General features: G+C 59.3%; 17 protein-coding genes, 2 tRNA genes and 4 rRNA genes. 15 read left to right on the top strand and 8 right to left on the bottom strand.

The annotated features are described in order from the left end of the window. Positions 1–3 precede the first annotated feature (3 nt). The 3 genes from JFU57_RS08165 to JFU57_RS08155 all read left to right on the top strand — a co-directional run bounded on the left by JFU57_RS08165 (position 4) and on the right by JFU57_RS08155 (position 4,851). Positions 4–1,014: a FecR domain-containing protein gene (locus JFU57_RS08165; RefSeq protein WP_201128828.1), complete on the top strand. Its 1,011-nt coding sequence runs from the start codon at positions 4–6 to the stop codon at positions 1,012–1,014. Positions 1,015–1,114: 100 nt separating this feature from the next. Continuing rightward, positions 1,115–3,604, top strand: a complete 2,490-nt coding sequence (locus JFU57_RS08160) for a TonB-dependent siderophore receptor (protein WP_201128826.1) — start codon at positions 1,115–1,117, stop codon at positions 3,602–3,604. Positions 3,605–3,675: 71 nt separating this feature from the next. Next, positions 3,676–4,851, top strand: a complete 1,176-nt coding sequence (locus JFU57_RS08155; protein WP_201128824.1) for a PepSY-associated TM helix domain-containing protein — start codon at positions 3,676–3,678, stop codon at positions 4,849–4,851. A gap of 191 nt (positions 4,852–5,042) precedes the next feature. Here JFU57_RS08155 and rrf (JFU57_RS08150) read toward each other — a convergent pair. The 8 genes from rrf (JFU57_RS08150) to JFU57_RS08115 all read right to left on the bottom strand — a co-directional run bounded on the left by rrf (JFU57_RS08150) (position 5,043) and on the right by JFU57_RS08115 (position 13,515). After that, positions 5,043–5,158, bottom strand: a 5S ribosomal RNA gene (rrf, locus tag JFU57_RS08150). A gap of 109 nt (positions 5,159–5,267) precedes the next feature. Next, a 5S ribosomal RNA gene (gene rrf / locus JFU57_RS08145) occupies positions 5,268–5,383 on the bottom strand. 154 nt (positions 5,384–5,537) lie between these two features. Then, positions 5,538–8,429, bottom strand: a 23S ribosomal RNA gene (locus tag JFU57_RS08140). A 244-nt stretch (positions 8,430–8,673) separates the two neighbouring features. Next, positions 8,674–8,749 (bottom strand) — tRNA-Ala (locus JFU57_RS08135). A 30-nt stretch (positions 8,750–8,779) separates the two neighbouring features. Then, positions 8,780–8,856, bottom strand: a tRNA-Ile gene (locus JFU57_RS08130). An 81-nt stretch (positions 8,857–8,937) separates the two neighbouring features. After that, a 16S ribosomal RNA gene (locus tag JFU57_RS08125) occupies positions 8,938–10,476 on the bottom strand. Together the 16S, 23S and 5S rRNA genes with 2 tRNA genes alongside form the textbook arrangement of a ribosomal RNA operon. Before the next feature lie 623 nt (positions 10,477–11,099). After that, positions 11,100–12,320 carry a CaiB/BaiF CoA transferase family protein gene (locus JFU57_RS08120; protein ID WP_078470233.1) on the bottom strand — a complete coding sequence of 407 codons (1,221 nt, stop codon included), beginning with the start codon at positions 12,318–12,320 and terminating at the stop codon, positions 11,100–11,102. Positions 12,321–12,333: 13 nt separating this feature from the next. Beyond that, the gene (locus JFU57_RS08115; protein ID WP_020296247.1) at positions 12,334–13,515 is read right to left on the bottom strand and encodes an acyl-CoA dehydrogenase; all 1,182 of its coding nucleotides are present in this window, start codon (positions 13,513–13,515) and stop codon (positions 12,334–12,336) included. A 158-nt stretch (positions 13,516–13,673) separates the two neighbouring features. On the opposite strand from JFU57_RS08115, the gene JFU57_RS08110 reads away from it, so the two are divergent. The 12 genes from JFU57_RS08110 (at position 13,674) to JFU57_RS08055 (ending at position 26,759) form a co-directional block, all read left to right on the top strand. Beyond that, positions 13,674–14,573, top strand: coding sequence for a LysR family transcriptional regulator (locus tag JFU57_RS08110; RefSeq protein ID WP_078470235.1), 900 nt, complete (start codon positions 13,674–13,676; stop codon positions 14,571–14,573). 451 nt (positions 14,574–15,024) lie between these two features. Beyond that, positions 15,025–16,146 carry a Re/Si-specific NAD(P)(+) transhydrogenase subunit alpha gene (locus JFU57_RS08105; RefSeq protein WP_201128822.1) on the top strand — a complete coding sequence of 374 codons (1,122 nt, stop codon included), beginning with the start codon at positions 15,025–15,027 and terminating at the stop codon, positions 16,144–16,146. Between the two features lie 15 nt (positions 16,147–16,161). Further along, positions 16,162–16,482 carry an NAD(P) transhydrogenase subunit alpha gene (locus JFU57_RS08100; protein ID WP_003187417.1) on the top strand — a complete coding sequence of 107 codons (321 nt, stop codon included), beginning with the start codon at positions 16,162–16,164 and terminating at the stop codon, positions 16,480–16,482. Next, complete coding sequence (locus JFU57_RS08095; RefSeq protein ID WP_201128819.1) at positions 16,482–17,918, top strand: NAD(P)(+) transhydrogenase (Re/Si-specific) subunit beta; 1,437 nt, start codon at positions 16,482–16,484, stop codon at positions 17,916–17,918. Before JFU57_RS08100 ends, JFU57_RS08095 begins: the two co-directional genes overlap by 1 nt. A 180-nt stretch (positions 17,919–18,098) precedes the next feature. Next, the gene (locus tag JFU57_RS08090) at positions 18,099–19,592 is read left to right on the top strand and encodes an acetyl-CoA hydrolase/transferase family protein (RefSeq protein WP_078470238.1); all 1,494 of its coding nucleotides are present in this window, start codon (positions 18,099–18,101) and stop codon (positions 19,590–19,592) included. 319 nt (positions 19,593–19,911) lie between these two features. Further along, positions 19,912–20,127: a DUF1127 domain-containing protein gene (locus JFU57_RS08085; protein WP_020296242.1), complete on the top strand. Its 216-nt coding sequence runs from the start codon at positions 19,912–19,914 to the stop codon at positions 20,125–20,127. A 455-nt stretch (positions 20,128–20,582) separates the two neighbouring features. Then, a complete protein-coding gene (locus JFU57_RS08080; protein ID WP_201128817.1) occupies positions 20,583–20,900 on the top strand; it encodes a DUF2388 domain-containing protein in 318 nt (105 codons plus the stop codon). 122 nt (positions 20,901–21,022) lie between these two features. Further along, positions 21,023–21,316, top strand: a complete 294-nt coding sequence (locus JFU57_RS08075; RefSeq protein ID WP_274522637.1) for a DUF2388 domain-containing protein — start codon at positions 21,023–21,025, stop codon at positions 21,314–21,316. Positions 21,317–21,344: 28 nt separating this feature from the next. Beyond that, the gene (locus JFU57_RS08070; protein ID WP_020296239.1) at positions 21,345–21,665 is read left to right on the top strand and encodes a DUF2388 domain-containing protein; all 321 of its coding nucleotides are present in this window, start codon (positions 21,345–21,347) and stop codon (positions 21,663–21,665) included. Then, positions 21,662–23,623 carry a DUF7844 domain-containing protein gene (locus JFU57_RS08065; protein ID WP_078470242.1) on the top strand — a complete coding sequence of 654 codons (1,962 nt, stop codon included), beginning with the start codon at positions 21,662–21,664 and terminating at the stop codon, positions 23,621–23,623. The genes JFU57_RS08070 and JFU57_RS08065 overlap by 4 nt, the downstream gene beginning before the upstream one ends. A 215-nt stretch (positions 23,624–23,838) precedes the next feature. Next, on the top strand, positions 23,839–25,296 hold the full coding sequence (locus tag JFU57_RS08060; protein WP_201128815.1) for a hypothetical protein: 1,458 nt from the start codon (positions 23,839–23,841) through the stop codon (positions 25,294–25,296). Then, positions 25,284–26,759, top strand: a complete 1,476-nt coding sequence (locus JFU57_RS08055; RefSeq protein ID WP_201128813.1) for a hypothetical protein — start codon at positions 25,284–25,286, stop codon at positions 26,757–26,759. Before JFU57_RS08060 ends, JFU57_RS08055 begins: the two co-directional genes overlap by 13 nt. Positions 26,760–26,785: the final 26 nt, after the last annotated feature.

Below are 26,785 nucleotides of genomic sequence, written 5' to 3'. Positions count from 1 at the left end.
ACCATGGACACTGCCTCGATCACCCCGCGCTTGAACAAACACCCCGATCAACTGGTGGTCAGGCAGGCCATCAATTGGCTGCTGCGGCTGCGCAACAATGCCGGCAACACCAAGCTGCAACAGCAGTGCGAGGTGTGGCGGGCGGCGCATCACGAACACGAGCAGGCCTGGCAGCGGGTGCAGTCGCTGCAGCAGGAGCTCAGCGCCAACCTGCAAGCCGTACCCGGCGCCCAGGTGGCGCTGCAGACCCTGGAAAACAGCAGCCAGCGCCTGGGTCGACGCCAGGCGTTGAAGCTGCTCAGTGGCGCCATGCTGATGGGCACGGCGGCCTGGCTCGGCAAGGACCTGGTGGGCTGGCAACAGTGGACGGCCGACTTCGCCACGGCCACCGGCGAGCGACGCAGTTTCCAGCTGCCTGACGGCACGCGCCTGGAGCTCAACACCGACAGTGCGGCCGACCTCGACTTCAGCCCGCAGCGGCGCCTGATCAGCCTTGCCCGCGGCGAGATCATGGTCACCTGTGGCGCCGATTCGCAGGTGGCCAATCCGCGCCCGCTGATGGTGCAAAGCCGTCATGGGCAATTCGAAGGGATCGATGCGCGCTTCGTCGTCCGCCTGGAGGGCAACTGCACCCGGTTGAGCGTGACCGCCGGCCACGTCGCCATCCATACGCCGACCACCGCCGGCGGCCTGCCGGCCATGGTCCAGGCCGGGCAGAGCTACCTCATCAGCCATTCCCAGGCGCAACAGGCACCAACTCTGGATATGGATGTGGGGGCCTGGGCCGAGGGGCTGATCGTGACGCGCAATATGCGCCTCGGGGATTTCCTGCAGGAAGTCGCACGTTATCGCCATGGCTACCTGGGCTGTTCGAGCGAGATTGCCGACTTGCGCCTGTCCGGGGTCTTCCGCCTGCAAGACACCGACAAGTTGCTGGCGATCCTGCCGCAAACCCTGCCGGTGCGCCTGCGCTATCGCACCCGCTGGTGGGTGAACCTGGAGCGAGCGGTCTGATCGATCAGACCGTGCATTTTTTTTGGCGGGTTTTATCCGCAAGTCCGGCTTAGTCAGTAAGCACTTCAATCTGCCTTCACCGACTTCAACGGAAACCATCATGACTGCCCGCACCACCCCTGACCGCCATCTCGGACACTTGCGAACTGCAACTCCCCCCAAGGCACTGCGCCACGCCATCCGCGCCGCACTCTTGTGCTCGGCCCTGGGCCTGGGCGCGCTGCCGGTCGTGGGCCACGCGGCCGATGCTGCCCTCCGCAGCCAAAGCTACAACATCGCCCCAGGCGCTTTGAGCGACGTACTCAATCAGTTCGCCCGTCAGGCCGGCATCACCTTGTCCACCACCCCGGCGCAAACCCAGGGTCGGCAGTCGCCGGGGTTGCAGGGCCAGTACTCGGCGGACCAGGGCCTGCAGCAGGTGCTCAATGGCTCGGGGCTGGAGGCCGTCAGTCAGGATGGCAGCAGCTACATCCTGCGCGAGCCACCTGAAACCGGCGCCTTGTCGTTGCCGACCACCGACATCAAGGGCTTCGCCCTGGGCAATGCCCTGGGCAGCATGGAAGGCTACAACGCCACCCACAGCCAGGTCGCGACCAAGACCAGCACCGCCCTGCTTGAGACCTCGCAGAGTGTCTCGGTAGTGACCCGCGAGCAGATGGACGACCAGGGCTCACAAACCGTGGCCCAGACCATGCGCTATACCCCCGGCGTACTGACCAACCCCTACGGCGCCACACACCGCTTCGACTACGTGGCCATGCGCGGCTTCAACGACGGTTCGGTGGATAACATCTACCTCGATGGCCTCAAGTCCATGGGTGACAGCGGGACCTACAGCACCATGCAGGTCGATCCGTACTTCCTTGAGCGAGTGGACATTCTCAAGGGCCCGTCCTCGGTGCTCTACGGCCGCAGCTCGCCGGGTGGCCTGGTGGCGCTGACCAGCAAACGACCGCTGTACGAGCCCTACCATCAGGTACAAGCCACGGTAGGCACCCAGGGCCAGCGCGGCGTGGGTTTCGACTTCAGTGGCCCGGTGGATGACGACAAGCGCATTGCCTATCGCCTGACAGGCCTTGCGGACAAATCCGACACCCAGTTCGACCACGTCAAAGAAAAACGCTACGCCCTGGCCCCGACCCTGAGCATCGACTTCAGCGAAGACACCTCGCTGACCCTGCAAGCCTATCTGCAACATGACCCCGATGGCGGTTATCACGGCGGGGTCCCGGCGGATGGTGCCTTGCACCCGCACAACGGGCAGCGGATCTCCGAACACTTCTTCGACGGCGAGCCGGGGCTTGATCGTTACAGCCGTGATCAGCAGTCGTTCGGTTACCAGTTCGAACACCGGTTCAACGATGTCCTGACCGCGCGGCAGAACTTCCGTTACCTGGATTCGACGGTCAAATCCGATCAGATCTATTCCCTGGGCACCTGGGGCGGCCCCAACGGAAACGAGCTGAACCGCTACTATTCCGGCGCCGATGAAAAACTGCATTCGTTCATCGTCGATAACATGCTCCAGGCCGAATTCCTTACCGGCGCGGCCAAGCACACAATGCTCCTGGGCGTGGACTACCAACGACGCAAAACCGTGGTCGACTGGCGTACCGGCAGTGCTTCGAGCCTCAACGCCTTCAACCCGCAGTACGGCAACACCAGCGTGCAATACGACCCGCCCACCAGCTACCTGCGCCGCCTGCAGCAAACCGGGTTGTACATGCAGGACCTGATCGAGCTGGATCAATGGCGCTTCTCCCTCGGGGTGCGCCAGGACTGGGTCAAGACCTCCAGTGAAGACCGCATCAACGAAGGGCCGAAGTCCACCGACACGCCGAGCAAACTCACCAGTCGTGCGGGTGTGCTGTACCTGTTTGAAAACGGCATCGCGCCCTACATCAGCTACTCCGAGTCCTTCAATCCGAACTCGGTGACCGACCAGGCTGGCAAACCTCTGGCGCCGACCGAGGGCACCCAGTGGGAAGCGGGTATCAAGTACCAGCCGCCAGGCACCGAGAACCTGTTCACGGCATCGGTGTTTCGCATCGAGCAGGAAAATCTCGCGTCGAAACAGCCTCAGGAGGACTTCTTCCGCCCTGTTGGCCAAGTCCGCTCCCAAGGCCTGGAACTCGAAGCCCATATGCAACTGAGCGACAACCTGAAAGTGCTCGGCAGTTACACCCTGACCGATATCGAATATTCCAAGACGATGCCGAGCGCCTTGAGAGGCAGCAACCTCGACAACAAAGGCAACTCGCCCACTCAGGCCCCGCGCCAGATGGCGTCGCTGTGGGCCGACTACAACTTCCGCCAGGGGGCCCTCGATGGCCTGCGCCTGGGCGGCGGTGTGCGTTATGTGGGGTACAGCTGGGCTGATGCGGAAAACACCATGAAGGTGCCGGCCTACACCTTGTTCGACGCATCGGTCGGTTACGACCTGGGCAAGGTCGGGCTCAAGGGCCTGGACGTGCGCCTGAATGCCAACAACCTGACCAACGAGAGCTACATCGCCTCCTGTGCCAGCCTGGGCTATTGCTACATGGGTGAAGAACGCAACGTCGCGGCGACCCTGAGCTACCAGTTCTAATCATTGTCGGTTCCCCCAAAGCCAGCGCCTGAAACCGGGCGCTGGCTTTGTCGTCTCTACGGGAAAATTCCATGCGCGCACTTCTGGTTCTACTGCATCGCTACATTGGCCTGGCCACTGCCCTGTTCTTGCTGCTGGCCGGGCTCACGGGGAGCATTCTGGCGTTTCATCATGAACTTGATGAATGGCTCAACCCGACCTTCTACACCACCCCGAGCCAAGGCCAGGCGCTGCCACCGGGTGCCTTGGTCGACCGGTTGCAGGCACAACATCCTCGGCTGCAGGTCTGGTACATGGAGTACCCGAGTGAAAGCGGGCATACCGCATTGCTCGCCGCCGTGCCCCGGACCGATCCTGCCACCGGCAAACCTTTTGCCGAAAGCAATCAGGTGTTCTACCTCGACCCGGTGAGCGGCGAGCAGCAAGGGCAGCGGGAATGGGGCGCGTGTTGTCTGCAACGGGAAAACTTAATCCCGTTCCTCCTGGAGTTTCACTACACCCTCGCCCTGCCGGGCAATTGGGGGTTATGGCTGATGGGGCTGGTGGCCTGCGCCTGGGTCATCGATTGCCTGGTGGCCCTGCTGCTGACCTTGCCGCGCGGACGGCCGTTCTGGCGCAAGTGGTCGACGGCCTGGAAGATCAAGGGCGGGCATGCCTATCGGCTCAACTATGACCTGCATCGCGCCGGGGGCCTGTGGTTGTGGCTGCTGCTGGTGCCGATCGCCATCAGCAGCGTGGCCATGAACCTGCCCAGTCAGGTGTTCAAGCCTGCGGTGTCACTGTTTTCCACGGTTGAACCCAGCGTTTATGAGGCCCGTGGGCGGCTGCCGGCGACGGAGCTGGGGGTGACCCAAATCAGCTATCAACAAGCCTATGAGCGCGCCCTGGAAGAAGGCCGGCGCCTGGGTTTGAAAGCCGCGATCGGTGAGCTGTATTACAGCTTCGAGTACAACTTCTACGGGGCCGGTTTCGGTCAGCACGATACCGAGGCTCATGGTAAATCCTGGCTGTTCTTCCACGGTACAGACGGGCGCTTGCTGGGCCAGGAAATCGCCGGCCAAGGCACCCTCGGCGAGCGCTTTTATCGGCTGCAACTGCCGATTCACGGCGGGCGCATCATCGGGTTGACCGGGCAGATCCTGATTGCCGTATTGGGCGTATTGATTGCCGGGCTGTCGCTGACGGGTGTCTACATCTGGTGGCGCAAGCTGCTTGCGCGCAGAAGCGCCAGGGCTCGTAGGGGTTGAGCTAGCGAGCTGTCCAATACGGGTTTAGCTTGTGTCGAAGCCGGCTACAAGCGGCTTCGATAGACGCTACTAGTGATCCTGAGGTAAGGCCTTGCTCGCCATGGGCCACCTGTTCAATCGCGCCTCAGGCTTTATCTCGCACAAAAACAAAACCCCTGTCTGCGTGAGCAGACAGGGGTTTCGGAATTCAATCTTGACGATGACCTACTCTCACATGGGGAAACCCCACACTACCATCGGCGATGCATCGTTTCACTGCTGAGTTCGGGATGGGATCAGGTGGTTCCAATGCTCTATGGTCGTCAAGAAATTCTGTGTACCAGTCCGTTGCGCTAGCAACGTGCCGGTGAAAATCATGGACTTCTACATAAACAAAACCCCTGATTGCGTTAGCAATCAGGGGTTCTGGAATTTAATCTTGACGATGACCTACTCTCACATGGGGAAACCCCACACTACCATCGGCGATGCATCGTTTCACTGCTGAGTTCGGGATGGGATCAGGTGGTTCCAATGCTCTATGGTCGTCAAGAAATTCGGGTACTGAGTCGTGACCAGTTGGCCTCGCTTCAGCAAATTGGGTATGTAATAGATTTGTGTGTTTCTCTCGAACTTTCGGTTCGTTTCGTCTTCACACACCGCAATCAGGTTCTTCTTTCGAAGTTACAAGATTGCTTGGGTGTTATATGGTCAAGCCTCACGGGCAATTAGTATTGGTTAGCTCAACGCCTCACAGCGCTTACACACCCAACCTATCAACGTCGTAGTCTTCGACGGCCCTTCAGGGAACTCAAGGTTCCAGTGAGATCTCATCTTGAGGCAAGTTTCCCGCTTAGATGCTTTCAGCGGTTATCTTTTCCGAACATAGCTACCCGGCAATGCCACTGGCGTGACAACCGGAACACCAGAGGTTCGTCCACTCCGGTCCTCTCGTACTAGGAGCAGCCCCTCTCAAATCTCAAACGTCCACGGCAGATAGGGACCGAACTGTCTCACGACGTTCTAAACCCAGCTCGCGTACCACTTTAAATGGCGAACAGCCATACCCTTGGGACCGGCTTCAGCCCCAGGATGTGATGAGCCGACATCGAGGTGCCAAACACCGCCGTCGATATGAACTCTTGGGCGGTATCAGCCTGTTATCCCCGGAGTACCTTTTATCCGTTGAGCGATGGCCCTTCCATACAGAACCACCGGATCACTAAGACCTACTTTCGTACCTGCTCGACGTGTCTGTCTCGCAGTCAAGCGCGCTTTTGCCTTTATACTCTACGACCGATTTCCGACCGGTCTGAGCGCACCTTCGTACTCCTCCGTTACTCTTTAGGAGGAGACCGCCCCAGTCAAACTACCCACCATACACTGTCCTCGATCCGGATAACGGACCTGAGTTAGAACCTCAAAGTTGCCAGGGTGGTATTTCAAGGTTGGCTCCACGCAGACTGGCGTCCACGCTTCAAAGCCTCCCACCTATCCTACACAAGCAAATTCAAAGTCCAGTGCAAAGCTATAGTAAAGGTTCACGGGGTCTTTCCGTCTAGCCGCGGATACACTGCATCTTCACAGCGATTTCAATTTCACTGAGTCTCGGGTGGAGACAGCGCCGCCATCGTTACGCCATTCGTGCAGGTCGGAACTTACCCGACAAGGAATTTCGCTACCTTAGGACCGTTATAGTTACGGCCGCCGTTTACCGGGGCTTCGATCAAGAGCTTCGCGTTAGCTAACCCCATCAATTAACCTTCCGGCACCGGGCAGGCGTCACACCCTATACGTCCACTTTCGTGTTTGCAGAGTGCTGTGTTTTTAATAAACAGTCGCAGCGGCCTGGTATCTTCGACCGGCATGAGCTTACGGAGCAAGTCCTTCACCCTCACCGGCGCACCTTCTCCCGAAGTTACGGTGCCATTTTGCCTAGTTCCTTCACCCGAGTTCTCTCAAGCGCCTTGGTATTCTCTACCCAACCACCTGTGTCGGTTTGGGGTACGGTTCCTAGTTATCTGAAGCTTAGAAGCTTTTCTTGGAAGCATGGCATCAACCACTTCGTCACCTAAAAGGTAACTCGTCATCAGCTCTCGGCCTTAGAATCCCGGATTTACCTAAGATTCCAGCCTACCACCTTAAACTTGGACAACCAACGCCAAGCTGGCCTAGCCTTCTCCGTCCCTCCATCGCAATAACTAGAAGTACAGGAATATTAACCTGTTTTCCATCGACTACGCTTTTCAGCCTCGCCTTAGGGACCGACTAACCCTGCGTCGATTAACGTTGCGCAGGAAACCTTGGTCTTTCGGCGTGGGTGTTTTTCACACCCATTGTCGTTACTCATGTCAGCATTCGCACTTCTGATACCTCCAGCAAGCTTCTCAACTCACCTTCACAGGCTTACAGAACGCTCCTCTACCGCATCACTTACGTGATACCCGTAGCTTCGGTGTATGGTTTGAGCCCCGTTACATCTTCCGCGCAGGCCGACTCGACTAGTGAGCTATTACGCTTTCTTTAAAGGGTGGCTGCTTCTAAGCCAACCTCCTAGCTGTCTAAGCCTTCCCACATCGTTTCCCACTTAACCATAACTTTGGGACCTTAGCTGACGGTCTGGGTTGTTTCCCTTTTCACGACGGACGTTAGCACCCGCCGTGTGTCTCCCATGCTCGGCACTTGTAGGTATTCGGAGTTTGCATCGGTTTGGTAAGTCGGGATGACCCCCTAGCCGAAACAGTGCTCTACCCCCTACAGTGATACATGAGGCGCTACCTAAATAGCTTTCGAGGAGAACCAGCTATCTCCGAGCTTGATTAGCCTTTCACTCCGATCCACAGGTCATCCGCTAACTTTTCAACGGTAGTCGGTTCGGTCCTCCAGTTAGTGTTACCCAACCTTCAACCTGCCCATGGATAGATCGCCCGGTTTCGGGTCTATTCCCAGCGACTAGACGCCCTATTAAGACTCGCTTTCGCTACGCCTCCCCTATTCGGTTAAGCTCGCCACTGAAAATAAGTCGCTGACCCATTATACAAAAGGTACGCAGTCACAGAACAAAGTCTGCTCCCACTGCTTGTACGCATACGGTTTCAGGATCTATTTCACTCCCCTCTCCGGGGTTCTTTTCGCCTTTCCCTCACGGTACTAGTTCACTATCGGTCAGTCAGTAGTATTTAGCCTTGGAGGATGGTCCCCCCATATTCAGACAAAGTTTCTCGTGCTCCGTCCTACTCGATTTCATGACTAAGAGATTTTCGCGTACAGGGCTATCACCCACTATGGCCGCACTTTCCAGAGCGTTCCGCTAATCTCAAAGCCACTTAAGGGCTAGTCCCCGTTCGCTCGCCACTACTAAGGGAATCTCGGTTGATTTCTTTTCCTCAGGGTACTTAGATGTTTCAGTTCCCCTGGTTCGCTTCTTGCACCTATGTATTCAGTACAAGATACCTAACTTATGTTAGGTGGGTTCCCCCATTCAGACATCTCCGGATCAAAGTCTGTTTGCCGACTCCCCGAAGCTTTTCGCAGGCTACCACGTCTTTCATCGCCTCTGACTGCCAAGGCATCCACCGTATGCGCTTCTTCACTTGACCATATAACCCCAAGCAATCTGGTTATACTGTGAAGACGACATTCGCCGAAAATTCGCGATTAAACTCACAAATTTTACCTTAGCCTGATCCGTTACCAGTGAAAGTAACGCTCAGTCTATCTTTCTATCACATACCCAAATTTTTAAAGAACGATCTAGTCAAAGACTAGAAATCAACATTCACCATCAACTCGATGGAATGCTCATTTCTAAGCTTTATCACAGAAACAGCGTTAAGCAGTAAGTGGTGGAGCCAAACGGGATCGAACCGTTGACCTCCTGCGTGCAAGGCAGGCGCTCTCCCAGCTGAGCTATGGCCCCGTATCGCTACAGGCTTTTCCCACACAAAATTGGTGGGTCTGGGCAGATTCGAACTGCCGACCTCACCCTTATCAGGGGTGCGCTCTAACCAACTGAGCTACAGACCCAATTTCGGGCTGTTTCTATCGTCTTCTTCAATGAATCAAGCAATTCGTGTGGGTGCTTATGGAGCAGCTGATGTCGTCGATTAAGGAGGTGATCCAGCCGCAGGTTCCCCTACGGCTACCTTGTTACGACTTCACCCCAGTCATGAATCACACCGTGGTAACCGTCCTCCCGAAGGTTAGACTAGCTACTTCTGGTGCAACCCACTCCCATGGTGTGACGGGCGGTGTGTACAAGGCCCGGGAACGTATTCACCGCGACATTCTGATTCGCGATTACTAGCGATTCCGACTTCACGCAGTCGAGTTGCAGACTGCGATCCGGACTACGATCGGTTTTGTGGGATTAGCTCCACCTCGCGGCTTGGCAACCCTCTGTACCGACCATTGTAGCACGTGTGTAGCCCAGGCCGTAAGGGCCATGATGACTTGACGTCATCCCCACCTTCCTCCGGTTTGTCACCGGCAGTCTCCTTAGAGTGCCCACCATTACGTGCTGGTAACTAAGGACAAGGGTTGCGCTCGTTACGGGACTTAACCCAACATCTCACGACACGAGCTGACGACAGCCATGCAGCACCTGTCTCAATGTTCCCGAAGGCACCAATCTATCTCTAGAAAGTTCATTGGATGTCAAGGCCTGGTAAGGTTCTTCGCGTTGCTTCGAATTAAACCACATGCTCCACCGCTTGTGCGGGCCCCCGTCAATTCATTTGAGTTTTAACCTTGCGGCCGTACTCCCCAGGCGGTCAACTTAATGCGTTAGCTGCGCCACTAAGAGCTCAAGGCTCCCAACGGCTAGTTGACATCGTTTACGGCGTGGACTACCAGGGTATCTAATCCTGTTTGCTCCCCACGCTTTCGCACCTCAGTGTCAGTATCAGTCCAGGTGGTCGCCTTCGCCACTGGTGTTCCTTCCTATATCTACGCATTTCACCGCTACACAGGAAATTCCACCACCCTCTACCATACTCTAGCTTGCCAGTTTTGGATGCAGTTCCCAGGTTGAGCCCGGGGATTTCACATTCAACTTAACAAACCACCTACGCGCGCTTTACGCCCAGTAATTCCGATTAACGCTTGCACCCTCTGTATTACCGCGGCTGCTGGCACAGAGTTAGCCGGTGCTTATTCTGTCGGTAACGTCAAAACAATCACGTATTAGGTAACTGCCCTTCCTCCCAACTTAAAGTGCTTTACAATCCGAAGACCTTCTTCACACACGCGGCATGGCTGGATCAGGCTTTCGCCCATTGTCCAATATTCCCCACTGCTGCCTCCCGTAGGAGTCTGGACCGTGTCTCAGTTCCAGTGTGACTGATCATCCTCTCAGACCAGTTACGGATCGTAGCCTTGGTGAGCCATTACCTCACCAACTAGCTAATCCGACCTAGGCTCATCTGATAGCGCAAGGCCCGAAGGTCCCCTGCTTTCTCCCGTAGGACGTATGCGGTATTAGCGTCCGTTTCCGAACGTTATCCCCCACTACCAGGCAGATTCCTAGGCATTACTCACCCGTCCGCCGCTCGCCACCAGGTACAAGTACCCGTGCTGCCGCTCGACTTGCATGTGTTAGGCCTGCCGCCAGCGTTCAATCTGAGCCATGATCAAACTCTTCAGTTCAAACATCTTTGGGTTTTTAAGAAACCCTAAACTTGGCTCAGCAATCGTTGGTTACATCTTTGATTTCTCGCGGAGTAACTTGTGATGCTGATAATCTTTTTGACTATCAGTCTGACTCCACAAGCACCCACACGAATTGCTTGATTCAGTTGTTAAAGAGCGGTTGGTTAAGATCTTTCGTCTCAACCGAGGCGCGCATTCTACAGCAGCCTCATTTGCTGTCAAGTGATTATTTTCAGAAGTTTTCGAAGATTTCTTCAACAACTTCAACCACTTGCGCTTCCGATCTCTCGTTAGCGGGAGGCGAATTCTACAGCGTTACTCGCTGTTGTCAACACCTTCTTTTCACCGCTTTCGACCGAGAAGATCGAACCGTTAATAGAGCCAAACAACACCGCTCTATCAACTCCTTCTGGGCTTCGATGATCTGAAGCAGCTCGCTGTCGAAAACCGCGTAACTCTTTGTTTACCAAGGAGTTTTCCGTTTCGACTGCGCCGGAAGTGGGGCGAATTATAGACTTCCAGAATCTGCCGTCAACACTTAATTTGCACTTTCTATGAATAAGCTCAAAAACACCCAAAACTAGGAGGGCGCAAGCGCCCCTCTATATAGAAGAAGAGCCTTACAGCACTCCAGCCTGCCGCAACGTACTGACAGCTTCGGCCTCAAGCCCCAGCACACGCTGTAACACCTGCTGCGTGTGCTCACCCAATAGAGGAGGGGCATTGCGGTACTCAACCGGGGTTTCAGAGAGCCGGATAGGGCTCGCCACCTGCGGCACCATGCCGGCCAGCGCGTGAGGCAGCTCGATCGCCAAACCGCGAGCCTGCACCTGGGGATCAGCAAACACCTGGGCCAGATCATTGATAGGCCCGCAAGGCACCCCAGCCTGCTCCAACTGCACCACCCACTCGGCAGTGGTCTTGAAAACCGTTGCCTGGCGGATCAGCGGAATCAGCAGCGCACGATTGGCCACCCGCAGCTTATTGGTGGCAAACCGCGGGTCGTCCGCCCACTGCGGCTGCCCAGCCACTTCGGCAAACTTGCGGAACTGCCCGTCATTGCCCACGGTAAGGATGAAGTCGCCATCCGCCGTAGGGAAATCCTGATAAGGCACGATATTCGGATGAGCATTGCCCAGACGCTTGGGGGCAACCCCCGTAGTCAGATAGTTCATCGCCTGGTTGGCCAGGCAGGCCACCTGCACATCGAGCAACGCCATATCGATATGCTGCCCACCACCGTCATGATCCCTATGGGCCAACGCCGCCAGGATCGCCACCGTCGAGTACAACCCGGTAAGGATATCGGTCAGGGCCACGCCGACCTTGACCGGCCCGGCACCTTCATCCCCCTCGGGGCGGCCGGTCAGACTCATCAGACCACCCAACCCCTGAATCATGAAGTCGTAGCCCGCGCGCTTGGCATAAGGCCCGGTCTGACCGAAGCCGGTGATCGAGCAATAGATCAACTGCGGGTTCAGTGCCTTGAGCGATTCATAGTCCAAACCATAAGCCGCCAGGCCACCGACCTTGAAGTTTTCGATCAGGATGTCGGACTTGGCCGCCAGCTCACGCACCAGACGCTGACCTTCAGGCTGGGTGAAGTCGATGGTCACCGATTGCTTGTTGCGATTGGCCGACAGGTAGTAGGCGGCCTCGCTGGTGTTCTCGCCGTAGGCGTCCTTGAGGAAGGGCGGCCCCCAGGCGCGGGTATCGTCACCATTGCCCGGGCGCTCGACCTTGATCACTTCGGCGCCAAGGTCGGCGAGTATCTGCCCGGCCCAGGGCCCGGCCAACACACGCGATAAGTCCAGTACCCGCAGATGCGATAACGCGCCCATGGTCGTTCTCCTATTAATAGAACGCCTGGAGACCGGTCTGCGCACGACCCAGAATCAGCGCGTGCACGTCATGGGTCCCTTCATAGGTATTCACCACCTCAAGGTTGACCAGATGCCGGGCGACACCGAACTCATCCGAAATGCCGTTGCCGCCGAGCATGTCACGCGCCATACGGGCGATGTCCAGGGACTTGCCGCAGGAATTGCGCTTCATGATCGAGGTGATCTCCACCGCCGCCGTGCCTTCATCCTTCATCCGCCCCAGACGCAGGCAGCCTTGCAGGGCCAGGGTGATTTCGGTCTGCATGTCAGCGAGTTTTTTCTGGATCAGCTGGGTGGCAGCCAATGGGCGACCGAACTGATGGCGATCCAGGGTGTACTGGCGAGCGGTGTGCCAGCAGAACTCCGCCGCCCCCAGGGCGCCCCAGGAGATGCCGTAGCGCGCCGAGTTGAGGCAGGTGAACGGACCTTTCAGGCCACGCACATCCGGGAAGATGTTCTCTTCCGGCACAAATACGTTGTCCATGACGATTTCGCCGGTGATGGATGCACGCAACCCGACCTTGCCGTGAATCGCCGGAGCGCTCAGGCCTTTCCAGCCTTTTTCCAGAACGAAGCCACGAATGTCGCCGGCATCATCTTTGGCCCAGACCACAAACACATCGGCAATCGGGCTGTTGGTGATCCACATCTTGCTGCCGGTCAGGCTGTAGCCGCCGTCGACCTTGCGCGCACGAGTGATCATCGCACCCGGGTCGGAGCCATGGTTCGGCTCGGTCAGGCCAAAGCAGCCGATCCACTCGCCGGAAGCCAGTTTTGGCAGGTATTTCTGTTTTTGCGCCTCGGTGCCAAATTCGTTGATCGGCACCATCACCAGCGAGGACTGCACACTCATCATCGAGCGATAGCCCGAATCCACGCGCTCGACTTCACGGGCGATCAGGCCGTAGCACACATAGTTCAGGCCGCTGCCACCGTACTGCTCAGGGATGGTCGCACCCAGCAGGCCGATCTCGCCCATTTCGCGGAAAATCGCCGGGTCGGTCTTTTCATGGCGGAAAGCTTCAAGCACACGCGGCGCCAGCTTGCCCTGAGCGAACTGCTCGGCACTGTCGCGCACCATGCGCTCTTCTTCAGTGAGCTGTTGATCCAGCAGAAGGGGATCGATCCAGTTGAAGCTTGCTTTGCCGCCCATGAGTGAGTCCTCGTGAAGTAGGTCAACTATCGTGGGCTGATCCTAGGCCGGGTTGCCGTGAACGGCAAACGAGGATTCCGCATACTGTTGTGCTAATTTCTCACTCCGTAATCGCCATAAACGCCATCAGCAGGTTGTACTGAGTGAGGTAGCTGTACATGCGCAGAAAGATCCCCAGCACCGTCGCCCTGGTCAGCTTCGAGGCAGCCGCCCGCCATGAAAGCTTCACCAAGGCCGCCCAGGAGCTGTCGCTGACCCAGGGCGCGATTTGTAGGCAGATCGCCAGCCTGGAAGAGTTCCTCAGTGTCGAGTTGTTCCGGCGCTCACGGCGCGGGGTCAAGCTGACCGAGGCCGGGCTTTCCTACAGCCGCCGGGTGGCGACTCAATTGGATGCAGTTGAACGCGATACGCTGTCGGTCATGGGCCAGCAGGGCGCCAATGTGATCGAACTGGCCGTGGTGCCCACCTTCGGCACCCAATGGCTGCTGCCACGGCTCAAGGACTTCCAGCAGCAGCACCCGGAAGTTACGGTCAACCTGACCAACCGCACGCGCCCCTTTCTGTTCGCCGACACCGACTTCGACGGCGCCATCTACTTTGGCGACGCCGACTGGTCCGGCACCCAGTCCCACCGCCTGATGGGCGAGAGCCCGCTTCCGGTGTGCAGCCCGGCCATGCTCGGCACCCAGGGGCAGTTAAGCGCCGCCCAAATCGCCGATCTGCCCCTGCTGCAGCAAACCACGCGGCCTTATGCATGGCGGCAATGGTTCAACGCCCAGCACATGAATATCCCTCGCGACATGACGGGCCCGCGTTACGAGCTATTCTCCATGCTCGCCCAGGCCGCCATGCATGACATGGGCATCGCCCTGATTCCGCCTTTCCTTATTCAGCGTGAACTCGCCGAGAAACGCCTGGTGATTGCCAACCCTCAGCGCCTCTCGAGCATCAAGGCTTATTACCTGATGATTCCCGAGCGCAAGGTCGAATCAGCGTCTTTACGGGCTTTTCGCGACTGGCTGATCCACCAGGCACACAGCTACAGCCTCGAAGAATAAAGGGATAGCGCCATTAGCTGACCCCGTAGTCAGTTTATTTAAAGCACTACAGATATAACTATTTGTCGCATTTAGACAGACTGTACCGACAAGCTGAACAATCGTCCTACAAGCGGCTAACCACGTGGCTTGTAGGGTTTAATTAACAGCGATAACCGAGCATTCACACCACCGATAGAAAAAATATCGTTTCCCCGGATAAATCCTTGAAAGGCACGGCCTGTAAGGGATCTAGCCGTACCATTGCGACATTCGGTCACGGGGTGACTTGTAGTTAATTTTCCGTCACGCGTCAGAATCCCTTGAAGGGTGCAAAGTTCGCCTGCAAAATGCCGCGCCCCGCCGTGATTTCGGTGGGATCGTGCTGATCGGCCGCCCCAGTCGCACCTTCCGCAGTGCGCTGGCCTTCTAAGAAAGATCGAAAGCAATAAGATCAAGCAGGAGATTTGACGTGCACATTGGTGTTCCTCTCGAAACCCAAACGGGTGAAACACGGGTTGCTGCAACCCCGGAAACCATCAAGAAGCTGATCGGCCAGGGTCATAAGGTCACTGTGCAAAGCGGCGCCGGCGTTAATGCCAGCGTTGTCGACAGCGCCTATGAAGCGGCAGGCGCAAGCATTGGCAGCGCCAATGACGCCTTTGGTGCAGAGCTGATTCTCAAGGTCGTGGCCCCTAGCGACAGCGAGCTGACCCTGATCAAGAGCGGCACCGTGCTGGTGGGCATGCTCAACCCGTTCAGCAATGAAACCATTGCCAAACTGGCCGAGCACGGCATTACCGCTTTCGCCCTGGAAGCCGCGCCCCGGACCTCTCGAGCCCAGAGCCTGGATGTGCTGTCGTCCCAGGCCAACATCGCCGGTTACAAGGCAGTGCTGCTGGCAGCCCATCATTACCCACGCTTCATGCCCATGCTGATGACCGCCGCCGGTACGGTGAAAGCCGCCCGTGTGCTGATTCTCGGCGCCGGCGTTGCCGGCCTGCAGGCCATTGCCACGGCCAAGCGCCTGGGTGCGGTGATCGAGGCTTCGGACGTGCGTCCGGCGGTGAAGGAACAGATCGAATCCCTAGGCGCCAAGTTCGTCGACGTGCCCTACGAGACCGATGAAGAGCGCGAATGCGCGGTCGGTGTCGGCGGTTACGCCCGCCCCATGCCGAGCAGTTGGATGCAGCGCCAGGCCCTGGCGGTGCACGAACGCGCCAAGCAGGCCGATATCGTCATCACCACCGCGCTGATTCCGGGCCGCAAGGCTCCGACCCTACTGAGCGCCGAAACCGTCGCGCAGATGAAACCCGGCTCGGTGGTCATCGACCTCGCCGCAGCCCAGGGCGGCAACTGCCCGCTGACCGTGGCCGACCAGGTGGTGGTCGAGCATGGCGTGACCATCTGCGGCCCGACCAACCTGGCCGGCGCTGTCGCCGCCGACGCCTCGGCGCTGTATGCGCGCAACCTGCTGGACTTCCTGAAGCTTGTCTTCACCAAAGAAGGGCAGTTCGAAGTCAACCTCGAAGACGACATCGTCGCCGCGTGCCTGATGTGCCGCGACGGGCAAGTCATCCGTAAAAACGCCTAAGCAGGGATTCAGACGATGGAAGAGCTTATCTCCCCCGGTATCTACAACCTGATCATCTTCGTGCTGGCGATTTATGTCGGTTACCACGTGGTCTGGAACGTCACACCTGCACTGCACACCCCCTTGATGGCGGTGACCAACGCTATTTCCGCGATCGTGATCGTCGGCGCCATGCTGGCTGCGGCACTGACCGTGACCCCCCTGGGCAAGACCATGGGCACCCTGGCCGTGGCCCTGGCGGCGGTCAATGTGTTCGGCGGCTTCCTGGTGACGCGCCGCATGCTTGAGATGTTCAAGAAGAAAGCCCCGAAAGTAAAAGAAGAGGCGCCCAAGTAATGAGCATGAACCTGGTAACGACGCTCTACCTGATCGCGTCGATCTGCTTTATCCAGGCCCTCAAGGGCCTGTCGCACCCGACCACTTCGCGGCGCGGCAACCTGTTCGGCATGCTCGGCATGGCGCTGGCGGTGCTCACCACCGTGGGCCTCATCTATAAGCTGGGCGCTGAGCTGGCCACCGCCGGTATCGGTTATGTGATTGTCGGCCTGTTGATCGGCGGCAGCGCCGGCTCAATCATGGCCAAGCGCGTCGAGATGACCAAGATGCCGGAGCTGGTGGCTTTCATGCACAGCATGATCGGCCTGGCTGCGGTGTTCATCGCTATCGCCGCCGTGGTCGAGCCGCAGTCCCTGGGCATCGTCAAACAGCTGGGGGACGCGATCCCTGCAGGTAACCGCCTGGAGCTGTTCCTTGGTGCGGCCATCGGCGCCATCACCTTCTCCGGTTCGGTGATCGCCTTCGGCAAGCTGTCGGGCAAGTACAAGTTCCGCCTGTTCCAGGGCGCACCGGTACAGTTCGGCGGCCAGCACAAGATCAACCTGGTATTGGGCCTGGCGACCCTGGGCCTGGGCCTGGCGTTCATGTTCACCGGCAACCTCAGCGCCTTCGCGCTGATGCTGGCCCTGGCGTTTGTGCTGGGCGTGCTGATCATCATCCCCATCGGCGGCGCCGACATGCCGGTGGTGGTGTCGATGCTCAACAGCTACTCCGGCTGGGCAGCGGCGGGTATCGGCTTCTCGCTGAACAACTCGATGCTGATCATCGCCGGCTCCCTGGTGGGCTCCAGCGGCGCGATCCTCTCGTACATCATGTGCAAGGCGATGAACCGTTCCTTCTTTAATGTGCTGCTCGGTGGCTTCGGCAACACCGCGGATGCCGCCGGACCTGCCGGTTCGAAAGAAGCGCGTCCGGTGAAATCGGGTTCGGCTGATGATGCAACCTTCCTCCTGACCAACGCCGACACCGTGATCATCGTTCCCGGCTATGGCCTGGCAGTGGCCCGGGCGCAGCATGCGCTGAAGGAGCTGACCGAGAAGCTGACACACCGCGGCGTGACCGTGAAGTATGCGATCCACCCGGTGGCGGGGCGCATGCCCGGTCATATGAACGTACTGCTGGCCGAGGCCGAAGTGCCGTATGACCAGGTGTTCGAGATGGAGGACATCAACTCCGAGTTCGGCCAGGCTGACGTGGTGCTGGTACTGGGCGCCAATGACGTGGTCAACCCGGCCGCCAAGAACGATCCGAAATCGCCGATTGCCGGCATGCCGATTCTGGAAGCGTTCAAGGCCAAGACCATCATCGTCAACAAGCGCTCCATGGCCAGCGGTTATGCCGGCCTGGACAACGAGCTGTTTTACCTCGACAAAACCATGATGGTCTTCGGCGACGCGAAGAAAGTCATCGAAGACATGGTCAAGGCTGTCGAGTAAAACCTGCGCCAAGGCAATACCCCAAACCTCAGCCTTTAGTAGGCTGGGGTTTTTTATTGGCTGCACAATCCCGACAAAAGGCTCTAAATCGCGGCGCTGCATTCGACCATGGTAGCGCGCCGAATTTGTTCGAAATCACTAGACTGCGCATCTTGCTTCCGTTGCCCGAGATAACAATCCATGTACCGTGATCGTATCCGCTTGCCTTCGTTGTTGGATAAGGTGATGAGCGCCGCCGACGCTGCCGCTCTGATTCAGGACGGCATGACCGTCGGCATGAGCGGCTTTACCCGCGCCGGCGAAGCCAAGGCCGTGCCCCACGCGCTGGCCGAGCGTGCCAAAGTGACCCCGCTGAAAATTACCCTGATGACCGGCGCCAGCCTGGGCAACGACCTCGACAAGCAGCTCACCGAAGCTGGCGTGCTGGCGCGGCGCATGCCGTTCCAGGTCGACAGCACCCTGCGCAAGGCGATCAACGCCGGCGAAGTCATGTTTATCGACCAGCATCTGTCGGAGACCGTGGAACAACTGCGCAACCAGCAGCTCAAGCTGCCGGACATCGCCGTGATCGAGGCCGTGGCGATCACCGAACAGGGCCATATCGTGCCGACCACCTCGGTGGGCAACTCCGCCAGCTTCGCGATTTTCGCCAAGCAGGTGATCGTCGAGATCAACCTGGCGCACAATCCGAACCTGGAAGGCCTGCACGACATCTATATCCCGACCTACCGGCCGACCCGCACGCCGATCCCGCTGACCAAGGTCGACGACCGCATCGGCAGCACCGCGATTCCGATTCCACCGGAAAAAATCGCCGCCATCGTCATCACCAACCAGCCTGACTCGGCTTCTACGGTGCTCGCACCGGACAGCGAGACCCAGGGCATCGCCTACCACCTGATCAACTTCCTCAAGCAGGAAGTGGACGCCGGGCGCATGACCAACAAGCTCGGTCCGCTGCAGGCCGGCATCGGCAACATCGCCAACGCGGTGATGTGCGGCCTGATCGACTCGCCGTTCGAAGACCTGACCATGTACTCCGAAGTGCTTCAGGATTCGACCTTCGACCTGATCGATGCCGGCAAGCTGAGCTTCGCCTCGGGCAGCTCGATCACCCTGTCGAGCCGGCGCAATGCCGACGTGTTCGGCAACCTGGAGCGCTACAAGGACAAACTGGTGCTGCGCCCGCAGGAGATCTCCAACCACCCGGAAGTGGTGCGGCGCCTGGGCATCATCGCGGTCAACACCGCACTGGAGTTCGACATCTACGGCAACGTCAACTCCACCCACGTCTGCGGCACGCGGATGATGAACGGCATCGGCGGCTCCGGCGACTTCGCCCGCAACGCGCACCTGTCGGTCTTCGTCACCAAGTCGATTGCCAAGGGCGGGGCGATTTCCAGCGTGGTACCGATGGTCAGCCATGTCGACCACACCGAACATGACGTCGACATCCTGGTCACCGAGATCGGCCTGGCCGACCTGCGCGGCCTGGCACCGCGGGAACGCGCCCGGGTGATCATCGACAACTGCGTGCACCCGTCCTACCGCGCCGCCCTGAATGACTACTACACCGCCGCCTGCGCACTGGGCGGACACACCCCGCACATCCTGCGTGATGCCCTGAGCTGGCACATCAACCTGGAAGAGCACGGGCAGATGCTGGTGAAGTAAATGCAACAGTTGGCCGCTGACGCAAACACAGTTTCGTCAGCTGGTCAGCCGCCTGAATAGAACCGGTAAAAACTGTACTACTGTACCGGTGATTTTCCCGCCTAAAACCCCCTCCAATCTCAGAAAACCTTACAAAACGCACTAAATAAGTGCGCATAGGTACAGTTGCCTCATTTCCGAGCAGTACAGCCCCTATAAACAGTTAACTGGTCCCTCACAATACAGGTGAACTGTATCTACAGAGTCTTGCGTCAGAGGAGGATCATTGGCATCAGTTAAACCACTACCTGATCCCGCCACAAGCGGAAGGATGTCAACCATGGAACGTACAATCAGTTCCGAACTGTTCTTCGAAGAGAAAGCTGCAAAATCCCAGGCTTCCATGCCTCTGCGCGTTATTGCCAACCTGATGCTGTGGCAGCGCCGCATCTCCAGCCGCCATCAACTGGCTCGTCTGGATTCGCGTTTGCTGGCTGACGCCGGTATCAGCGAAGCACAACGCTACGAAGAGCTGAGCAAGCCGTTCTGGCGCTAAGTTAGCGTCGCTGGCCCTGACCCACCGGGTCCACCGCCAGCACCCCAGATTAAGAAAACAGAACCCGTCGCGGGCAACCGCGACGGGTTTTGTCGTTTAAGGGGACTCAGTTCCAGTGTGCAAAAGCGATTTGCGTCAGACAGGTACAGTTTTAATATTACATATATTGAACCAATACAGTTTTAAGGTTTGGCTATCTGTATCGGTAACTCTGTGCCGAGCACCAGCGCGCTGCAACCCCCGGGATTGAGCCCACGCAAGGCCCCTACACTCCCGCCACCCATTGGCTTGAAGGGTGCGGGGCAGGCTGTTCGAAGCCTTGGCGCAGGCCTAATATCCCTGGATTATGTGGCGAGCAATCCTGAAGGCTCGTCTGATTTATCTGAACACCTCCACCCAGGCTGTCCGGTGCCCACTCAGCGCCCCCTTATCTGCTATTTACAGGAGCTTCATCCATGATCCGTCTTCGCCTGCTCAGCGCTGCTGCCTTGCTGGCCGTGGCTGCCAACGCGCACGCCACCAGCCTTATCGTGACCACTGATGCAATTGTCGGCGCACTCAAGGCCACCACCGACGCCACGTCCGATGCCACCTCGTCGCTGCGCGACAACAAGATCGTGCGCGCGGCCCGGGACGACGCCGCCAGCTTCGTCGCCACCGATGGCGCCATTCGCGGCGTGAAACTGGAAAGCGCGTTCGAGCACATCCGCCAACAGGTTCCGCAGCTGGACGTCAGCGACTCACAGTTGGCCCAGGCCATTCTGGCGATCTGATCACAGACCGATTCCGGCTCTGCCGCGCGCACCCGGAATCCCCGGCGCTGGCCCTCGCCCGGGCATTGCGCTAGCCTTGGCGCTGTTTTTTTTCAGCTGTCGAGAGTCTGGTTTTGTTCCGAATACCGCTTAGTGTGTTGCTGTTATCCATGGTCTGTGGGGTGGGCTCGGCTCAGGCTTTTGACCTGACCACCGAAGGCCTGGTCGTCACCGGTTACGCCACCAGCAAGGTGACCAGTGCCCCCTTCGACAGAAAACTGATACTCGCGGCCCAGGATGACGCCGCGGCCTTCGTTGCCAGCGATGGCGTCATGCGAGGCGCACAGCTGGAATCGGCCCTGGAATACCTGCGGCGCAGCCAGCCAAAACTTCATGCAAGCGACCTTGAACTGGCGCAAGCAATTCTCGTCCAATAATCATCCCCTGTTATTCCGGAGTCGTTCCATGCGCAGCCCGCTGATTGCCGCCACCCTAGGCCTGTTGTTGTTGGCCGATGTGGCCCAGGCACACACCCTGGTGGCCACCAGTAACATCATCGTCCGCGCCTTTGGCCGCACGATCGATTTCACCTCGGACACCACCACCTCCATCCGCGACTCGAAAGTCGTGCGCGAAGCCCACGACGATGCCGCCAGCTTCGTCGCCAGCAACGGCGAAATCCGTGGCGCCCAACTGGAAGCCGCCTTCGACACCTTGCGCACCCGCGTGCCGCAAGCTCGCGACGCCAGTGACCAGGTACTCGCCGAAGCTATCCTCGCACTGTGAGGCCATCAGTCGCCTGGCTGCTGGCCGGGGCCCTGTCGCTACTGTGCGGCACGGCCCAGGCCGACCTGCAACTGCGCCTCAAGACCGACGGCTTGACCCCGGCGCAACAGCAGGCCAGCCAGGCGCTGCTGGATGAAGCGATGCAGGCCCTGCCGCCGCGCTTCATCCAGCAACTGGATCGGCGCATCGATGTCGGCTGGACCGACAAGATGCCCGAAAACGCCTACGGCCAGGCGTCGCTGGTGTCCGAGCTGGACCTCAATCGCAACCTGCTCGCCAGCCTCACCGACGGCTCGGCCGCGACCCAGAAGACCTATCGCCCACACGGCACCGTGCGCCGGGAAATGCTCGCCACCGTGCTCCACGAGCTGACCCACATTTATGACCGCTCGCGCTTGTGGTCCGCCGCAGAGCGCCCGCTGATCCAGCGCTGCGCCAGACAGAACGCCAACAGCGGCCTGGTCGGCCTGCGGGATGAGTGCCGCGGCCAGACCGAGCGCCGCTTCACCCTGAGCGATGACCCGCGCCTGCTGGACCTCGCCGGCTGGCCGCAATACGTCGGCCGCCGTGGAGCGCGCGAGGAACACAACCGGCAAGTGGCACGCAGCCCGGACATCTACGAGACGACCAACCCCAAAGAGTTCGTCGCGGTGAACATGGAGTACTTCCTCCTTGATCCGAGCTACGCCTGCCGTCGCCCCGGGCTGTACCGCTATTACCAGGAACACTTCGGCTGGGCACCGCCGGCCAAGGACAGCTGCGCCAAGTCGTTCGCCTTCCTCAATGCCGGCAACGACTTTGCCAAGCAGCCCCTGGGCCAGGTCGACCCCGAGCGCGTGTATGCGGTCGATTACCTGCTGGCCGAAGCCAACCAGAACTGGGTCAGCCGCTGGGGCCACAGCATGCTGCGCCTGGTGATCTGTGCCCCGGGCCGCCCGCGCGGACCCGATTGCCGGTTGGACCTGGATCAGCACCTGGTGCTGTCGTATCGGGCCTTTGTCGGAGACGTGCAGCTGTCGAGCTGGGATGGCCTGGTGGGCAAATACCCGTCACGGCTGTTTGTCCTGCCCCTGGCCCAGGTCATCGACGAATACACCAAGACCGAGCTGCGCAGCCTGGCCTCGGTGCCGCTGAACCTGTCGCGCACCGAGATCGAGCAGGTGGTGGAACACGCCGCGGAAATGCACTGGAGCTACGACGGCAACTATTACTTCCTGTCCAATAACTGCGCGGTGGAGAGCCTCAAGCTGCTGCGCAGCGGCAGCAACAATCCGCAACTGATCGGCCTCGACAGCATCGTGCCCAATGGCCTGCTGGAGGTGCTCAAGGGCAGGGGGCTGGCCGACACCAGCGTGCTCGACGACCCCCGTGAAGCCCTGCGTCTGGGCTATCGCTTCGACTCGTTCCGCGATCGGTACCAGGCCATGTTCGAGGTCATCAAGAAGCACCTGCCGATCAAACAGACCAGCGTCGAAGACTGGCTGTCACTCAGCGCCGAGGAACGTCGCCAATGGTTCGCCCAGGCCGACCTGCGCACCAGCGCCGCCTTGCTGCTGCTGGAACAGGCCAGCTTTCGCCGGCAATTGCTGCTGGCCCAGGATGAGGTCAAGCAACGCTACCTGGGCGCACGCGAACTGAAAAACGGCGGCATGGACAACGCCAACAAGACCCTGCAGGAAATCCTCGCCAACAGTGGCTTCCTCAGCCGCCCGGCGGAGCTGCTGGGCAGCAGTGGCTACGGCCTGCCGCAGCCCAGTGAATGGCAGCGCCTGGAAGCGGAGAGCAGCCTGCGCCAGAAACACCTGCAAGCCCTGACCGGCGACCTGGATAAAGAAGTCCGCGCCTTGCTCGAACCTGCACGGGCTGCCGAAATTGCCGCCAACGAAGCCAACCTGAAGCAGGTAGGGGAACATTTAAGGGCATTGCACAAGGCAGCAGGGGGGCTGGAGCTGCCTTGATCCTTTGGTATAAGCAGGACTTTTGACGCCATGGAATAGTTGACAACACCCATCAATATGCCACTATTCCGCGATCGAAAAAATGGTGCCATGCCAGGCTCTGCGCCGCGTTTTTCACGGTGATCGAGCGCCTCGTACGACAATAACCCCCCTTATCAGAAGTGCTTGCCGGAGAGATCGGGCGCGGACTTTTACGCAGGTATCAGCAGGATTATATGGAGATAGTCGGTAATCGCGGCGGGTACCAGTGGCAGCTTGGCGACCAGCAATGGCAACAAACAGCAGAAGGTGGTTTTTCGCTCTCCAGCGTCGGCGGGGTAAAACCGGCAGCGACCCTGGTCGATCTCGACTACCTGGTCGGTGCGCGGCTCACTGAATCCGATACCTATCTGCCATCATCTTTCGCGTTCTGCCCGAACAGCGGCGCCGCCCTCACAGCCATCGGCTACCAGGCGCAAAATCGCTGGCTGCCGCCCTATGGCGATGGCAGCGGATCGCGGGTAGTCAATGACGCCTGCCACCTGGACGGCGCGCAACAGACCGTCAAACAACTCTTCGAACGCCTGCAGAACTCCGCCGAACGCGATCTCAATGACAGCAAGCAGATCATTGAGCTGCCGCGAAAGAATGGCCTGAGCTTCTTCGCTGCCAACCTCGGCGGCCACCGTGAGGCGCTGTTCGCCCTGGGCCGTGAAGGCAGCCTGTTTCTCTGGCAGCGCGGTTCCGAGAAGTGGCTGGAACTGCGCCCCGAAGGCCATCCGATCGGCCGCAACCGCCTGGAGAACTGGGCCAACTCGGTCAGCCTGTGCCCGGCCGAACATGGCCAGCACCTGCTGTTGGCCGGCGATGAAGGCGCGGTGCTGGTCAAGGTCGATCCGCTGAACCTCAAATACCGCTGCCAACGCCGCGACGGCCGAGCGCTGGCCGGCCCCGGCGACCTTGAGGAGCAGTCGTTCCTGCCCCTGGTGCTGGAAGACGGCAGCGTCTGCCTGGTCAGCCCCAGCGCCAACGGCTGGGAGCGCTACCCGGTAGAAGGTGCCGACGCCGCGCAGATGACCCGCCTGTCGGCGCCGATTCGTGACCACGCATCCCGCCGCCTGCTGTGGATTGGCGAGCATGGTTACCTGAGCATGCGCCAGGGCCAGGCCCTGCAAGCGCAGTGGCACCCGTGGCCCAACGGCGCCACCGCCATGCCCGAGCAGGGGCCGCCCTTCCAGGACGGCTACGGCCTGTGGCAACTGATCTTTACCGCCGAGGGCCAGAGCTATCTGCAACTGGACCCGGGGGCTACCGACCAGCCCAAGCCGATCAAGGGCTATCGCCTGGGCACCGGGCACCTGAGCTTCAAGTACAACATTCGCCTGGAACGTCCCTGGGACACCCACGACGAAAGCATCACCCCGACCACCCGTGAGGTGGTGTATCCGTTTATCGAGTTCAGCAGCGACAAGCTCCTGCTCTCGATGCGCGTGGAGCAGAACAGCACCCTCGACGATTTCTTCAAAAGCGAACAGCCGGTGGATGCGCAGTACCGTCTCGAGCAGGTCGGTGGCCGCGGTTTCGGGCTCAAGGCCCACGTCAGCCGACCGTGGAATGCCCAGTGGTTCTTTTTCGATAACGCGCTGTGGCTGTATATCGATTCTTCCGGAGCGCTTTACCGATGGAACGCCTGACCCTGATGCTACGCCGTGGCTTGTTGCTGATTCTGGCCCTGGGCAGCGCGGGCGCTGTCGCCGAGCCGATGCGCCAGGTGTTCCTGGTGCAGAACTCCGGCTGGATGGAGCCCTTCTATCTGGACCCGGCGTCGTCGTTCAAACCGCTGGTGATCAAGCTGGCCGCCGCGGCGGCGGGCAATTCGGAAGTGGTGATTGGCGGTTTCAACCAGGCCGATGCCCAGCACCCGTCGCCGGAGTGGACTTATCGCGGTCCCGGCACCCACGACAAGCTCGCCGCCAGCGTCAATCAGCTGAACCTGGTGCGCAAGGCCGGCGGCGCCTATGCCGACACCGACTTCAAGGAAGCGTTGCTGGCGGCCATCAAGACCGGGCTCGAGGGCCGGGAAGGGATTGTCTGGATCCTCACCAACAACAAGAACAGCCCCAACAACAGCAGCGAAACCTCGCTCAAGAACCGCGAGTTCTATGACCTGCTGCACAACGAGGCCAGCATCACCCGGATCGCCGCATTCCCGCAGAAAATGCCGGTGGCAGGCCCCAACTACCAAGCCAACGGCCTGATGATTTATGCGCTGGCCTACGGCGATAACGCCGGCAAGGCCCTGGAGCAGGTCCTGGCCCAGCCGGCCCTGGCGACCCTGCTCAAGGACAACCGGGTCCGGCTCAAGCCCCTGACCCAGTCGGCGGTACGCTTTATCCCCACCGGCGTGCAGGACACCCCGGACGTCAGTGCCGAACTGGCCCCGGACCAGCAGACCCTGATCCTCAATATCAACGTCGACAGCTCGCCCAAAACCGCGGTGCTGCTGGGCAAGTTCGAAAACCAGTTCAACCCGTACCAGATCCACGACGCGAAGATCGAGATGAACCTGGACATGCCGGGCGAAGCCCTGCAATCGAGCATCTCCCTCGACCGCCTGACGGACCTGGAACCCGGTGCGCGCTCCAGCGAAGCCGCGATCAGCCTGCAACTGCCGCCCCTGCCGTCCCAATGGTCGAGCGAGGTGATCCTCTCCAGCGGTTACCAGCGCGCCGGGACCATCGAGGTGCGCCTGAGCGAGCAGCAACTGCGTATCTCCCAGGACTTCATCGCGAAGATGAACGAACTGTTCCCTGGCGATGCGCTGCCGGACGTGTTTATCCCGTCCAGCGAAGCCAGCACTTCTTCGACCGTACTGCCGATCGTGCTGCGCATCAGCTACCCGCTGGGGCCGGTGCTGTTGCTGTTCGGGCTGCTCCTGCTGCTGTTGATCGCGGCCCTGGTGGGCAAAAGCATGATCGCCGGCAAGAAAGCCGTGACCGTGATGGTGGAGGGCGTGGCCCAGCACTATCCGCTCAAACCCTTTAGCAGTGCCAACGTCTACGACGCCCAGCAGAACAAGGTCGCGACCATCAAGCGCGGCCTGTTCGGGGTCAAGCTCCTGGACAAGGCTCCCGACACTGCTGTGCGTCTCAAGTAACCCTCACTCAAGAATCCCCAAGGAAG

The sequence above is a fragment of the Pseudomonas sp. TH07 genome, from assembly GCF_016651285.1.
GTDB lineage: Bacteria > Pseudomonadota > Gammaproteobacteria > Pseudomonadales > Pseudomonadaceae > Aquipseudomonas.
The sequence above is the reverse complement of the archived record's forward strand: the minus strand, read 5'-3'. Positions and strand labels throughout refer to the sequence as shown.